The 13577-nt window shown below is 61.1% G+C and carries 14 protein-coding genes, 1 other RNA gene and 1 riboswitch; of the genes, 10 read left to right on the forward strand and 5 right to left on the reverse strand.

The features are described from left to right. Positions 1 to 631: DNA polymerase III subunit gamma/tau (gene dnaX / locus MPJ51_RS19645; RefSeq protein WP_298390400.1), on the reverse strand; the 631-nt coding region annotated here is incomplete at its 3' end. A gap of 119 nt (positions 632 to 750) precedes the next feature. Between dnaX and MPJ51_RS19650 the strand changes: the two genes are divergently transcribed. After that, positions 751 to 1266 carry a dual specificity protein phosphatase family protein gene (locus MPJ51_RS19650; RefSeq protein ID WP_298390402.1) on the forward strand — a complete coding sequence of 172 codons (516 nt, stop codon included), beginning with the start codon at positions 751 to 753 and terminating at the stop codon, positions 1264 to 1266. Between the two features lies 1 nt (position 1267). Here the strand turns inward: MPJ51_RS19650 and MPJ51_RS19655 are convergent, their stop codons facing one another. Then, the gene (locus MPJ51_RS19655) at positions 1268 to 1675 is read right to left on the reverse strand and encodes a hypothetical protein (RefSeq protein ID WP_298390404.1); all 408 of its coding nucleotides are present in this window, start codon (positions 1673 to 1675) and stop codon (positions 1268 to 1270) included. 89 nt (positions 1676 to 1764) lie between these two features. Next, positions 1765 to 1990: riboswitch (cobalamin riboswitch) on the reverse strand. A 156-nt stretch (positions 1991 to 2146) separates the two neighbouring features. Between MPJ51_RS19655 and MPJ51_RS19660 the strand changes: the two genes are divergently transcribed. Beyond that, the gene (locus MPJ51_RS19660; RefSeq protein WP_298390406.1) at positions 2147 to 3001 is read left to right on the forward strand and encodes an alpha/beta hydrolase; all 855 of its coding nucleotides are present in this window, start codon (positions 2147 to 2149) and stop codon (positions 2999 to 3001) included. Between the two features lie 24 nt (positions 3002 to 3025). Here the strand turns inward: MPJ51_RS19660 and ffs are convergent. Continuing rightward, positions 3026 to 3124: signal recognition particle sRNA small type (gene ffs, locus MPJ51_RS19665), an RNA gene on the reverse strand. Between the two features lie 39 nt (positions 3125 to 3163). After that, entirely contained in the window at positions 3164 to 5080 is a 1917-nt protein-coding gene (locus MPJ51_RS19670) for a bifunctional 2',3'-cyclic-nucleotide 2'-phosphodiesterase/3'-nucleotidase (protein WP_298390408.1), read from the reverse strand. Positions 5081 to 5219: 139 nt separating this feature from the next. On the opposite strand from MPJ51_RS19670, the gene nudC reads away from it, so the two are divergent. The 3 genes from nudC to MPJ51_RS19685 all read left to right on the forward strand — a co-directional run bounded on the left by nudC (position 5220) and on the right by MPJ51_RS19685 (position 7307). Continuing rightward, positions 5220 to 6203 (forward strand): NAD(+) diphosphatase, encoded by a 984-nt coding sequence (nudC, locus tag MPJ51_RS19675; protein ID WP_298390410.1) that lies wholly within the window; start codon positions 5220 to 5222, stop codon positions 6201 to 6203. Positions 6204 to 6229: 26 nt separating this feature from the next. Then, complete coding sequence (locus MPJ51_RS19680) at positions 6230 to 6697, forward strand: SRPBCC family protein (RefSeq protein WP_298390412.1); 468 nt, start codon at positions 6230 to 6232, stop codon at positions 6695 to 6697. A gap of 73 nt (positions 6698 to 6770) precedes the next feature. Next, positions 6771 to 7307: an AAA family ATPase gene (locus MPJ51_RS19685; protein ID WP_298390413.1), complete on the forward strand. Its 537-nt coding sequence runs from the start codon at positions 6771 to 6773 to the stop codon at positions 7305 to 7307. Between the two features lie 4 nt (positions 7308 to 7311). Here the strand turns inward: MPJ51_RS19685 and MPJ51_RS19690 are convergent, their stop codons facing one another. Then, positions 7312 to 8145, reverse strand: coding sequence for a prephenate dehydratase (locus MPJ51_RS19690; protein WP_298390415.1), 834 nt, complete (start codon positions 8143 to 8145; stop codon positions 7312 to 7314). A 119-nt stretch (positions 8146 to 8264) separates the two neighbouring features. Between MPJ51_RS19690 and MPJ51_RS19695 the strand changes: the two genes are divergently transcribed. The 5 genes from MPJ51_RS19695 to MPJ51_RS19715 all read left to right on the forward strand — a co-directional run. After that, complete coding sequence (locus tag MPJ51_RS19695; RefSeq protein WP_298390424.1) at positions 8265 to 8774, forward strand: cytochrome c family protein; 510 nt, start codon at positions 8265 to 8267, stop codon at positions 8772 to 8774. A 221-nt stretch (positions 8775 to 8995) separates the two neighbouring features. Beyond that, on the forward strand, positions 8996 to 10852 hold the full coding sequence (locus MPJ51_RS19700; RefSeq protein ID WP_298390417.1) for an extracellular solute-binding protein: 1857 nt from the start codon (positions 8996 to 8998) through the stop codon (positions 10850 to 10852). A gap of 1 nt (position 10853) precedes the next feature. Continuing rightward, on the forward strand, positions 10854 to 11942 hold the full coding sequence (locus MPJ51_RS19705) for a microcin C ABC transporter permease YejB (RefSeq protein ID WP_298390418.1): 1089 nt from the start codon (positions 10854 to 10856) through the stop codon (positions 11940 to 11942). Continuing rightward, the gene (locus MPJ51_RS19710) at positions 11943 to 13049 is read left to right on the forward strand and encodes an ABC transporter permease (RefSeq protein WP_298390420.1); all 1107 of its coding nucleotides are present in this window, start codon (positions 11943 to 11945) and stop codon (positions 13047 to 13049) included. It begins immediately after the preceding gene. Continuing rightward, positions 13046 to 13577, forward strand: a 532-nt coding sequence (locus tag MPJ51_RS19715) for an ATP-binding cassette domain-containing protein (protein WP_298390422.1), incomplete at its 3' end; no start/stop codon positions are given. The genes MPJ51_RS19710 and MPJ51_RS19715, both read left to right, overlap by 4 nt.

Below are 13577 nucleotides of genomic sequence, written 5' to 3' on the forward strand. Positions count from 1 at the left end.
CGGCGATCTGCGCGCTCTCGGCACCTGCGATCTTGCGCAGCAGGCCGATCATGTCTTCGGGTTCGATCCGGCGCAGGTCGAACCGCTGGCAGCGCGACAGGACCGTCACCGGCACCTTGCGAATCTCGGTGGTGGCGAAGATGAATTTCACATGCTCGGGCGGTTCCTCCAGTGTCTTGAGCAGCGCGTTGAAAGCGCTGGTCGAGAGCATGTGGACCTCGTCGATGATATAGATCTTGTAGCGGGCCGAGGCGGCGCGGTAGCGGACGCTGTCGATGATCTCGCGGATATCGTTGACGCCGGTGCGGGAGGCGGCGTCCATCTCCATCACGTCGACATGGCGGCCTTCCATGATGGCCACGCAGTGTTCGCACTGGCCGCAGGGTTCGGTGGTGGGGCCACCGTTTCCGTCCGGGCCGATGCAGTTCATGCCCTTGGCGATGATCCGCGCTGTGGTGGTTTTGCCGGTGCCGCGGATGCCGGTCATGATGAAGGCTTGTGCAATCCGGTCGGCCTCGAACGCGTTTTTCAGGGTGCGCACCATGGCATCCTGACCTACCAGATCGGCAAAGGTTTCCGGGCGGTATTTGCGGGCGAGAACCTGATAGGCGGGGCTGGGTGTGTCGGTCATGTCTGCTCGGTCGGATTCGCGATACGCCGCAGCGTAGAGCGCCCCGCCGCCCGCGTCCACCGCAGGTGGGGACGATTTTCGTTTTGTCCGCCGGGCTGTGCGGGATAGAAGCAACCGGGATGAGCGATGAAGACCCGAAGTTCGAGATTTTTGCCCTGCCAGTTGGTGGGGGGACGCTTGCGTTGACGCCTATCCCTGGTCGCGGTGGCACCTACTGCGCTGACCTTGCGGTGATCCGGGCATGGGCGCCGGACATTGTGGTTTCGATGACCACAGGGGCCGAAATGGCGCAGCAAGGGGCAGAGGATTTCGGGCGTGACATTGTCGGTTTGGGAGCCAATTGGGTTCATTTGCCGATTGAGGATTTCGGAACGCCGCCCGGCGATGTCACTCAGCGGTGGGTTGAGGTCAGCGTAGACATTCGAACGGCCTTGTCTCGTGGCGGCCGCGTGCTGGTGCATTGTCGCGGCGGCTGTGGGCGTTCGGGGATGATTGTCCTGCGGCTGATGGTGGAATGCGGTGAGGCCCCGGACGCCGCGCTGGCCCGATTGCGCGCGCTCCGCCCCTGCGCTGTCGAGACAGAGGGGCAGATGCGCTGGGCCATTGGCGCCGCCCGCGCCGGTTCGGCGTATTAGATCAGGCGGTGGCGTGGGATTCGACTGGGGTCGGGTCGCGTGGCGCCAGTATTTCGGCCTGAAGCATGGCGCAGGGTGGGGTGCTGATCGCGTGGGACGGTAGGGTGGTGAACGCGGAGCCGAACATCAGCTCGGCATAGTCGTTCAGGCAATCGCCGTTTACCTCGGGGTCTGCGCCGCAATACACCCTGACCCGGTCGGGACGGGCCTGAAACCGGGCCGTGCATCCTTGGGTGCAATGGGTCAGGTCGGCGGTGCCCTCGACCTCGAACTCGGCAGTTGTGGCAGGGGCCGCCGTGGCTATGGCCTGCACCGCGGCGCGTGCCACCTGGGCAAGCGCGGGGCAGGTTTTGCCCGTGCGTTGGCAAATCGTGGCGGTGAATTGATGTGTATCGGTCTTCCAGATCATTCTGCGCCCTCCGCGCGCCGGGCGAGGGGGTGAGAACGGGGCGGGCCGCGACAGGTGGCCAAACCCTGCCCGGACACCCCGCCCGAGTTTCGGTTTCAGTTTTCGATGGCAGGTCTCCTGACTTGCGGGTCGTTGCTTTGCCGACCTTCCCAGCCTTGTGGCCAGTGGTGTTTCGGCATCGCTCTCCGCTTACAGTTGCGGGGGCAGTCGCGGCATTGGTCCGTTCCGGTTTGACCGGTCGGGACCGCACCGTGTTCCCTTTTCATCCCGGCCCTTCGGTGAAAGGGCGCGGAAACCATCGCGTAATCGCTAGCGGCTGGGGTGGCCCTGAGTCAAGCGGATTGGCCGGGGCGGGCCGGAAATCGCGCACAGGCGGACGTGGGGTCATGTGATGGAGTGCTTGACTCGGACGCCGGTGTTGGGGTCGATAGAAGATGAACTGATCGGTTTAGTTGTCCCGAGGGGCCAGACATGTTGGACAGTCAGCACACGGTATTGACCGAGGATATCTGTATCCCCGTCGGGCAGGCGGCGTTGTCGGGGCGTCTGTATCGTCCGGTTGCCGAGCCGGACGTGGTTGTGGTTTTGAACAGTGCCACCGGGGTGCCGCGGGATTACTACCGCCATTTCGCGCGGTGGTTGGCTGCCGAGCGGGGTATCGCCTGCCTGACCTATGATTATCGGGATTTCGGACATTCTCTGAGCGGACAGTTGAAGGAGTCGACCGTCTCGATGGCGGATTGGGCTTTGATCGACATGCCAGCAGCTCGGGCTGAAATGCGCGAGCGATTCCCCAAGGCGCAGCACTGGACCATCGGGCATTCGGTTGGCGGGATGCTGGGCCCCGTGCAACCGGATGTGGACCGGATCGACCGGATGATTTGCGTTTGCTCCGGGATGGTCACGCTGGCCGATCATCCCTGGCCCTACCGCGCCTTGGCGGGTCTGTTCTGGTATGGCCACGCGCCTTTGGCGGTGCGCCTGTTGGGCTATCTGCCGGGCAAGGCGCTGGGGTTCGGTTCGGACCTGCCCGCGCCGGTCTACTGGCAATGGCGTCGGTGGTGTACGTCTTCGAACAGCTATAAGCCCGAGATCGGTTCTGGCCTGCCTGAGGTGAGTTGGGCTGGCGCGCCGGTTGATCTGTTTGCCTTCACCGACGATCAGATGGTGCCGCCCGAGGCGGTCTGGCGGCTGGCTGATCTGTACGGGTCCGCAGCCAATCGCCACCTGATTGACCCGCAGGAGGTCGGATTGGCAGGCATCGGCCATATCGGCGTCTTTGCCCGCAGGAATGCCGCCGTCTGGCCACGATTGATTGGTGTCTGACGGGTGTGTTCGCAAAGTAAGGGAAAGTGAGAGGTTGGACATCGACCCAAGCGGGGCTCGTTGTGGCTGCTTCCTTCCGGACCTGACCAGGTTGGCGAGGCGCTCGCCCGCGCCAACCTCTCAGGTGTGGATATAGGCATGCCGGAGGGAAATGGCAACCCGTCAGAGCGTCAAGGCGATGCGCAGGAAACCGGCCTCGTTCTTGCCCAGAATGTGCGGGTCATAACTTGCCAACTCGTGCAGATGGGCCTTGGCCCCGGGCCCGGTTTCCAGCACGGCTGTCGCGCCACCCAAGGGGGCCAGGCTGAACGGCGGGGCCGCCTGTTCCAACGGATCGCGCGGCAGTTTCCCGGCCAGATAGTCGCGTAGGATGTCCCGGATGCGCAGTGAGGGCAGGGTGATTTGCTGCGCTTCAGCGACCATGGTGAAATGCCCACCACCGCTGGCGCGATAATTGTTGAGGGCGACAAGGAAATTTTGCGTGTCGGTGACGGGGCGGCTGTCAGAGGCCAGATTGCGAATCCGTGCATTTGCAGGACCCGTGAACCCTCCGCCCACGTCGAAACGCGCGGGCTGGGACAGGTCGATCTGATAGCTGAGCCCGTGCAGGATGTCGAAATTATGCCCCGCGCGCTGCGGATCGGTCAGGGGGGTGCCCTGATCCCCGGTAACCTGGTTGTAAAGCCCCGCCGACATTTCCAGCCAGTCGCGGATTTGCGCGCCGGTGGCCACGACCGCGCGCAATTCGTTGGGAAAGACGTGCAGATCGGCCACATGGCGCATCGAAATCTCACCCGCCGGGACGTCCGTATAATATCCCGGCCCGGCACGGCCGCCGAATTTTGCCGGCGCAGTGGCGGAGATCATGGGCAGCGCGCCCCATTCGGTCCCGGCCAATAGAGGCCGCAGGGCCGCCGCCTGTGCTGCGGCCAGCAAAGCCAGCCCGCGATCCGGGGCGCAAAAGCTGAAATAGCTGTGCAGAGGGGCATCCACACGCCCAACCGGCTGCGCTGCGCGTTTGCGGGTCCGGGCGTGGCCGTTGGCGAAAAGGTCCGCCATATCCGGCGCTTCGGGCACGGGGTCGGCGCTGCCCTCCGGCCAGACAGAGCGCAGCGAGGCATAAGAGTCGACGATATGCCAGCCACCATCGCTCACCTCCAGCGTCAGGTCGATGACCCCAAGATGCGACCCGGCAAATCCCGGCATGACCGTGGGTTTGCCATGTACCCGCCCCCGGATGTGGTCGACATGGGTCATCCCCGCATGCGCGTCACCCGGCAGGGTCAGATGTGTGTGGCCCGCGACCAGAACGTCGATCCCGTCGAGCGCCGCCAGCGGGATAGTGGCGTTTTCCAAATTTTCCACAGCTTGCGCCTCCACCAGACCCGAATGGGCCAGCGCAACGACGATATCGCAGTCTTGCTGCTGCAACTGTCCCACCATGTGCCGGGCCGAGGTCAGGATATCCTCGACCTCGGCCTGCCCGTCCAGCCGATGGGCCTCCCATTGCGCGGTTTGGGGTGGCAGAACGGACAGCACCCCGATGCGGATCGGCTGCGCTGTGCCGTCGTATTGGACCTGCCGTTGCAGAATGGCGCTTTGCACAAGGGGAGGTGTCGGCCCCACGCGCCGAAGGTTGCTGCAGATAACCGGGCAATCGATCTGATCGGCGATCCGGTCCAACAGGTTCAGGCCGAAGCTGAAATCGTGATTGCCCAGCCCAACCGCATCATAGCTTAGCTTATTGAACGCCTGCGCCATCGGATGATCATCCAGCGCGCATTCAGCAGCCCAGTCGCCGAACGGCGTGCCTTGCAGGGAATCGCCATTGTCGAACAGCAGGGTTAAGGCTTCGTGTTCGACCACTTCCTGCCGGGCCTGACGGATCAGATGGGCGGTGCGGGTGAACCCTATCCGGGGATCGGGGCGATCCGCGTAATAGTCAAAGCCGGTCACATTCATATGCACATCGCTGGTCGCCATAATCCGAATGCGCGCCTGCGATGTCTGCCGATGGTCCGGCGGGGTAGTTCTTTTCAAAGCGTCTTCTTCTGGATGTTGTTGTAAGAATGGATTCACTACTTGGTTGAATAAGTGAAAATTCCGGGGCAATCCTGCGGTCTTTCAGCGGCAGTGCTGATTTGCCGCGCGTTGAAAAGCCGTTGCGCCGGGGGGCCAGACGTGGCAGCCCTTGGCCCGGCAGGCAGGGAAAGCGGATATGAAGCGCGCAGAACAGGTGACATTTGGCGGATCGGGGCTGGATCGGGCCGCATTGCGCCGCAATGATCCGCAGCTTTTGGATCAGGCGATGAAGGATCCCGCCGCACGCTGCCTGCTGCTGTGGCGCGGCAAGGTGCTGGTACAGGGTGAAGGTCTGGACCAACTGGCCTTTGTGTCGATGACCCACAGCCTGGTGCGGAACGGCCCCGGCGGCGCGATCAACGCGCCTGTATTTCTGGGGGTGTCCGAGGATGGCACCCCTTTGTTTGCAATGGATATCTCGGGCTGGACGGCGGAAGGGCTGGACCTGTCTGGTGTTGGCGACTTCGTCGACCGCAGTGAACAGCAGCATCCGGACCTGCCCGACGGTCAGGTCTTTGCCGAGCTGCGCCGCATCATGACCCGTCTGTCGCCCCGCGATGCCGAACTGGCCGCGACGGCCAAGGCGGTGATCGGGTGGCATGAAACCCACCAGTTCTGCGCCCGCTGTGGCGCGCGCAGCGAGATGTCCCAAGGCGGCTGGCAGCGCAGTTGCCCCGATTGCGGCGGGCAGCATTTCCCCCGCACCGACCCGGTGGTGATCATGCTGATCACAAGGGGGAATTCCGTTCTGATGGGCCGCTCTCCGGGCTGGCCCGAGGGGATGTTCTCCCTGCTGGCGGGCTTTGTTGAACCGGGCGAAACGCTTGAGGCCGCCGTGCGCCGCGAGGTCATGGAAGAAGCAGGCGTGCCGGTGGGCGCGGTCCAATACCTCGCCAGCCAGCCCTGGCCGTTTCCCGCGTCCTTGATGTTCGGTTGCGCCGGAGAGGCGCTGTCCGACGACATCAACATCGACCCGGTTGAGATCGAAGAGGCGATGTGGGTCACCAAGACCGAGATGATGCAGGCCTTTGCCGGGGATCACCCGCGCCTGTTGCCCGCCCGCAAGGGTGCCATTGCGCATTTTCTGTTGCAGCATTGGCTTGCGGATACATTGGACTGACCAGAGACCCCGAAGCGAACCCCGATATGCAGTTTTCAGCCCAGGAAGATATCGAAGCCCCGATCGACACCGTGTTCGACATGGTTGCCGATTTCGAACGGTTCGAGCGGATGGCGATGCGACGCGGGGTCGAGGTGCGGCGCGCGCATGGGCCGACCCCGCCCGATGTGGGCACCGTGTGGGAGGCAGTGCTGAAAATCCGCGGCAAACCCCGCCATATCACGGTCGAGATGCTGGATTGCGACCGGCCCTCGGTGATCAGTTTTGGCTCTGGCAGCAAGGGGATGACCGGCGCGACCACCATCGAATTTCTGGCCCTGTCGCAACGCCGCACCCGTCTGAGCATCAGCATGTCGCTGGCGGCAAGGACACTGCCTGCCCGGCTGTTGCTGCAATCCCTGAAACTGGGCCAGTCGCGGTTCCGCCGCCAGTTCCAAATGCGCCTCAGCGATTTCGCGCGCGAGTTGGAAGAGCGGTATCAGCATGGCGCATAGAAAGTTCCGAAGCGTACACTGTGTCTGAGATCGGCCGTATCTCCTGACCATTTGCAACCGGACGGGCCTGAACATGTCGCAGATCATCTTCCTCCACGGCGCGTCGAGCAGCGGCAAATCCACGATTGCCCGCGCCCTGCAGCGTGCGCTTCCGCAACCGTTCTGGCATGTCTCCGTCGACCATCTGCGCGACTCGGGGGTGATTCCGATGGAGCGGTTTCGAAGCGGCGAATTTGACTGGCAGGTTGCCCGACCCGCCCTGTTCGAAGGGTTTCACAGGTCTCTGGCTGCCTACGCGGATGCCGGTAACGACCTGATCATAGAACATATTCTGGACACGGAAGGCTGGCCCGAAAAGTTACACGACTTGCTGCGACAGCATGATGTTCTGTTCGTGGCAGTGCATTGCTCCATTCCGCTCTTGCGTGAACGGGAACGCCAACGCGGGGACCGGTCTGTGGGACGCGCCGAGAAAGATCAGAGCACAATCCACGCAGGTCGCGTCTACGACCTTGAGTTAAACTCCGAAGACGGGGTGAAGGCCAATGTCACCGCAATCCTCAAAGCCCTGCACAGCGGTGTCCGCCGGTCCGAATTCAGCCAGACCTGAACGCTTATCCGCGCGGGCGCGCTGCCGGGTAGACGCCGAGTATTTCGACATTGGTCGTGAAATGCTCCAGCTCATCCATCGCCAATTGGACATTGCGGTCATCGGGGTGACCGACCACATCCGCGTAGAACTGGGTCGCCGTGAAGGACCCGTCCAGCATGTAACTTTCCAGCTTGACCATGTTGACGCCATTGGTGGCAAAGCCGCCCATCGCCTTATACAGCGCCGCCGGGATGTTGCGGACCTGAAAGACAAAACTGGTGATCATCCCGTGATCCCCCCGGCGCGATTCGTCGGCCTCGGGCGACATGACCAGAAAGCGGGTGGTGTTGTCGCCCTGATCCTCGATATGACGGGCCAGCACGTTCAGACCATAGATTTCACCCGCCAACTCGCTGGCCAGTGCGGCGGAGTGTTTGTCTCCGGCCTCGGCCACCTCGCGCGCGGCGCGGGCGTTATCGGGGCTGACGCGGCCCCGGATACCGTGCTGTTTCAGAAAGCCCGCGCATTGCGGCAACAGAACCAGATGGGAATGCGCTTCGGTCACGTCCTCCAGCGTCGCACCGGGCACGGCCAGCAGGTTGATATGCACGCGGACAAAGGCCTCTTCGATGATATGCAGCCCACTATGGGGCAGCAGCCGGTGGATGTCTGCCACACGCCCATAGGTCGAGTTCTCAACCGGCAGCATCGCCAGTTCGGCCTCGCCCGAACGCACCGAATCGATCACATCTTCGAACGTGCGGCAGGGCAGGGGCTCCATATCGGGGCGCGCGTTGCGGCAGGCCTCGTGGCTATAGGCGCCGGGTTCTCCCTGAAATGCGATACGTTTTGTCATTTGGTCGATTCCGTGCAACAAGTTCCAGAATTGGGCGTTTCGTCGCGGTGTCTATACCTTGCCTCTTGCAAGGGGAAGCCTTAGACACCCCGCAGACAGCTGAAATGGACTCGCGATCAATGTTCGACACGATGACAGTTACCAAGGCCGCAGCCGGCCTGTTCGGCACCTTCCTGGTGCTTCTTCTGGCAAAATGGGGGGCGGATGTCCTCTATTCCACCGCTGGGCACGGCGCCGAAGCCGCCTATATCATCGAAACCGATAGCTCGGGCGAGAGCGCGGATGGCGATGAAGTGGTGTTCGAAGAACTGCTGGCCGCTGCCGACCCGGCAAAAGGCGCGAAAGTGTTCCGCAAATGCACCGCCTGCCACAAGCTGGAAGACGGCGCCAACAGCACTGGCCCCTACCTGTATGGCATTGTCGACCGCCCTGTTGCCGCGGCCGAAGGATTCACCGGCTATTCGCCCGCAATGCAGGCCCATGGCGGCAACTGGACGCCCGAAGCCCTGGACGCCTTCCTGATCCGCCCCAGCGCCTATATCTCGGGCACCTCGATGAGCTTTGCGGGCCTGAAAAAGCCGCAAGATCGCGCCGATGTGATCGCCTACCTGCAAACGATCGGCAACTGATCCTGCGATCGGCATCCAAAATTGCAAAGCCGCTGCCCCGCGCAGCGGCTTTTTTGGTTAAGAGAACTTCACAAAGCGCTCACGCATTCTAAACTTGCAACCAATAGCGCTGGTCTTTTAGCTGGCGCGCACGAAGATAAAGACGTCAACGACCCAAGAGGATGAGCCATATGACACCCCTCCTGCCCGCAATGCGTAATGTCAGGTTTCGGAAATGGGGTATGGTTTTATCTTTGTCAGCCAGTTGTCTGATCGGTGCGGTCGGGGGCGGATTTGCCACTGGTCTGCCCGAAGATGAGACGGTTGTAACCAGCCATGGTCTGTCGGTGTTTGGTGATCTGAAATATGGTCCGGATTTTGCGCATTTCGACTATGTGAACCCGGATGCGCCAAAGGGTGGTGAAATTTCGACCTGGGCATTCGGCACATTTGACAGTCTGACCCCCTTTATACTCAAGGGCAATTCGGGTGCCTTGTCGACAATATTCTACGACAGCCTCATGACCGGGGGTCTGGATGAACCGGATGCGCTTTATGGTCTGGTTGCCGAGTCGGTTGAGTATCCTGAAAGTCGCCAATGGGTGATTTTCAATATGCGCCCCGAAGCCGAGTTTCGTGATGGTACACCTGTGACGGCTGAAGATGTTGTTTTCACGTTCGAAACATTGCGGGACAAGGGGCAGCCTTCGTACAAGCTCTTGTTCAAGGATTTCGAAGGTGCCGAGGCGCTTGATACCCACCGGGTCAAGTTCACCTTCAAGCCAGACGGCGCCCTGCGCGAGGCATATCTGTCCGCTGCCGGTCTGCCGATCCTGTCCAAGGCTTACTACGAAACGCGTGATTTTCAGGAAACCAGCCTGGAGGCTCCGATGGGGTCGGGCGCTTATACCTTGCACAGCGTCGAACCGGGGCGCTCGATCACATATATGCGGCGGGATGACTACTGGGCAAAGGACTTGCCGGTGAATGTCGGGCAGGACAACTTTGATCGGATAAAGGTCGAATATTTTGCCGATTACACCACGGCGTTCGAAGCCTTCAAGGCTGGTGCCTACACTTTCCGCGAGGAGTTTCTGTCGCGCCTTTGGGCCACGGGATACGATTTCCCGGCGCTCGACAAAGGTTGGGTGAAGTTGGAAACGCTGTCTGATGGGCGCCCGGCTGGCACGCAGGGTTTCTGGTTCAACCTGCGCCGGGACAAGTTCAGTGACCCTCGGGTACGAGAAGCGATTGGGCTGGCGTTCAATTTCGAATGGTCGAACCAGAGCCTGTTCCATGGGCTCTACACCCGCACGGACAGCTTTTGGGAAAACTCGGACATGCAGGCCGAAGGCTTGCCAACCGCCGGTGAATTGGAGTTTCTGGAGCCGCTGCGAGGTCAGATACCGGACAGTGTGTTTACCGAGCCCGTTTTCACGCCAGCCGAATCCAAACCCGACGCCGCCGGAGACCGCAGGGCACTCCGCAAAGCCAGCAAGTTGCTGGATGAGGCCGGTTGGGCCGTTGGCAGCGACGGGCTGCGCCGGAACGCCGAAGGAGAGGTGCTGAGCGTCGAGTTCCTGAATGACAGCCCCTCATTCGATCGGATTATTCTACCTTTCGTGGACAATCTGGAACGGCTGGGAATTCAGGCCGAGGCACAGCGGGTTGACGCCGCACAAGCCCAACAGCGTGAGAAAAAGTTTGAATATGACGTTGTGGTCCGGCGCTATGCGATGTCCCAAACCCCCGGAACCGAATTGCGCGGTATTTTCGGGTCCGAGGCGGCGGATATCGAAGGGTCAAGCAACGTATCCGGCCTTAGGAGCGATGCGGTCGACAGCCTGATCCAGAAGATCGAGTCTGCGGATAATCGCGAGGATTTGAAATCTGCGGTTCGGGCTCTGGACAGGGTGCTTCGTTCCCAGCATATCTGGGTGCCTCAATGGTATAAGCCTGTGCACAACATCGCCTATTTCGACATGTATGAACGCCCCTATACAGATAACCCCCCGCCCGGTGGCATCGGTGAGCTTTCCATTTGGTGGTTCAACGCCGACAAAGCGGCCAAGCTGAAAGCGGAAGGCGCGCTGCGTTAGTATGGGCGCCTATATTCTAAGACGCCTGCTGCTGGTCATACCGACGCTTCTGGGCATTATGATTATCAACTTTACGCTGGTGCAATTTGTGCCCGGCGGTCCGATTGAGCAGATCATTGCGCAGGCTCAGGGGCAAGGCGACGCGTTCGCCGGATTTGCCGGAGGTGGCGAGGCCGGGGTGGACGCATCTGCGGGTGCGGGCGACGATACCTATGCGGGCGCGCGCGGTCTTCCGCCCGAGTTTATCGAGGAACTGGAAAAGGAATTCGGGTTCGACAAACCTCCTGTCGAGCGGTTCCTGTCGATGATGGGCAACTATCTGACGCTGGATTTCGGCGAGAGCTATTTTCGGTCGATCAGTGTGATTGATCTGGTGTTGGAAAAGATGCCAGTGTCGATCTCGTTGGGTCTGTGGTCGACGTTGATTGCCTATCTGGTCTCGATTCCGCTGGGCATTCGCAAGGCGGTGAAAGATGGCTCAACTTTCGACACTTGGACCAGCGGCACCATTATCGTGGCCTATGCCATTCCGGGGTTCCTGTTTGCCATTCTGTTGCTGGTGCTGTTCGCCGGTGGCTCATATTGGCAGATCTTCCCGCTGCGGGGGCTGACCTCGGACAATTGGGACAGCCTCAGCCTGTTTGGCAAGATCGCGGATTATTTCTGGCACATCGCTTTGCCGATTATTGCACTGACGATTTCGGCCTTTGCGACGCTAACGCTGCTGACCAAGAACTCGTTTCTGGATGAGATCAAGAAGCAATACGTGATGACCGCCCGTGCCAAGGGCTTGAGCGAAGGCAAAGTGCTGTATGGCCATGTCTTCCGCAATGCGATGCTGATCGTGATCGCAGGGTTCCCAGCGGTGTTTATTGGCGTGTTCTTCGGCGGTTCGATCATTATCGAGACGATTTTCTCGCTGGACGGTCTGGGTCGTCTGGGCTTTGAAGCCGCGGTGGCCCGGGACTATCCGGTGATCTTCGGGACGCTGTTCATCTTTGGCCTGATGGGGCTGGTCGTCGGCATCATCAGCGATCTGATGTATGTGCTGGTCGACCCGCGCATCGATTTTGAGAAGCGGGAGGGGTAGATGGCGTTTTCCCCCCTCAATCAACGCCGCTGGCGCAACTTCCGACGCAATGGCCGGGCGTTCTGGTCGCTGATCATCTTTTCGATCCTGTTTGGCCTGTCGCTGTTTGCCGAGTTCATCGCCAATGACAAACCGATCCTGGTGAAGTACCGCGGCGAATTCTACACGCCGGTCTTCAACTTCTATGCGGAAACCGAGTTTGGCGGCGATTTCCAGACCGAGGCGATCTATCGCGACCCCGAGGTCATGTGCCTGATCGACAGCGGTGGTCTGGATCAGTGTTTCGACGACCCCGAAGGCATCATCGAACAGATCGACGCGGGCACGTTCGAGGCTGACGGGTTCGAGCGTGGCTGGGCCATCTGGCCGCTGATCCCCTATTCCTACAACACCAGCGTGGATCGACCCGGTGCGGCGCCTCTGCCGCCCAACGGCCAGAACCTGCTGGGCACCGATGACACCAAGCGGGATGTGCTGGCCCGCGTAATCTATGGCTTCCGCCTGTCGATCCTGTTCACATTGCTGGTGACGGGTGTGGCCAGTTTGATAGGCATCTTTGCCGGGGCTATTCAGGGCTTTTTCGGCGGTTGGCTGGACCTCATCTTCCAGCGCATCATTGAAATCTGGTCGGCAACTCCGTCGCTTTACGTGATCATCATCATGTTCGCCATTCTGGGGCGAAGTTTCTGGCTGCTGGTCGCGCTGATGATCCTGTTCGGCTGGACCGGGTTGGTGGGCGTCGTGCGGGCCGAGTTCCTGCGCGCCCGCAATCTGGAATATGTCCGTGCAGCCCGGGCGCTGGGTGTCGGCAACATGACCATCATGTTCCGCCACATGCTACCCAATGCGATGGTCGCGACGCTGACCTTCATGCCGTTCATCGTGACGGGTACGATTGGCGGTCTGGCCTCGCTGGATTTCCTGGGCTTCGGCCTGCCATCCTCGGCCCCGTCGCTGGGCGAGCTGACCTTGCAGGCGAAACAGAACCTGCAAGCGCCGTGGCTGGCCTTCACCGCGTTCTTTACCTTTGCCATCATGCTGTCGTTGCTCGTCTTCATCTTCGAAGGCGTCCGCGATGCGTTTGATCCCAGAAAGACCTTCTCATGAGCCTTTTGGATGTGAACAACCTCAAGGTCTCGTTCCGGCAAGACGGGCAGGTTTCGGCGGCGGTCAAGGGGGTGTCCTTCACCGTCGACCGGGGTGAGACCGTCGCTTTGGTGGGCGAATCCGGGTCGGGCAAATCCGTGACCGCCCTGTCCACCGTGTCACTGTTGGGTGACAGCGCGCTGGTCGAAGGCTCGGTCACTTATGACGGGCAGGAACTGATCGGCGCGTCCGAGCCCAAGCTGATGGATGTGCGCGGCAACGACATCAGTTTCATCTTTCAGGAACCGATGACCTCGCTCAACCCTCTGCACACGATCCAGAAACAGATGGCGGAATCGCTGGCCCTTCATCAGGGGCTGACCGGCGACGCAGCCCGCGACCGAATTGTGGAACTGCTGACCAAGGTCGGTATTCGCGACCCGCAGGACCGTCTGGACAGCTATCCGCATCAGCTGTCGGGCGGACAGCGGCAACGGGTCATGATCGCCATGGCGCTGGCCAACAAGCCCGATATCCTGATCGCGGATG

The sequence above is a fragment of the Ruegeria sp. genome, from assembly GCF_028066395.1.
Lineage (GTDB): Bacteria > Pseudomonadota > Alphaproteobacteria > Rhodobacterales > Rhodobacteraceae > Ruegeria.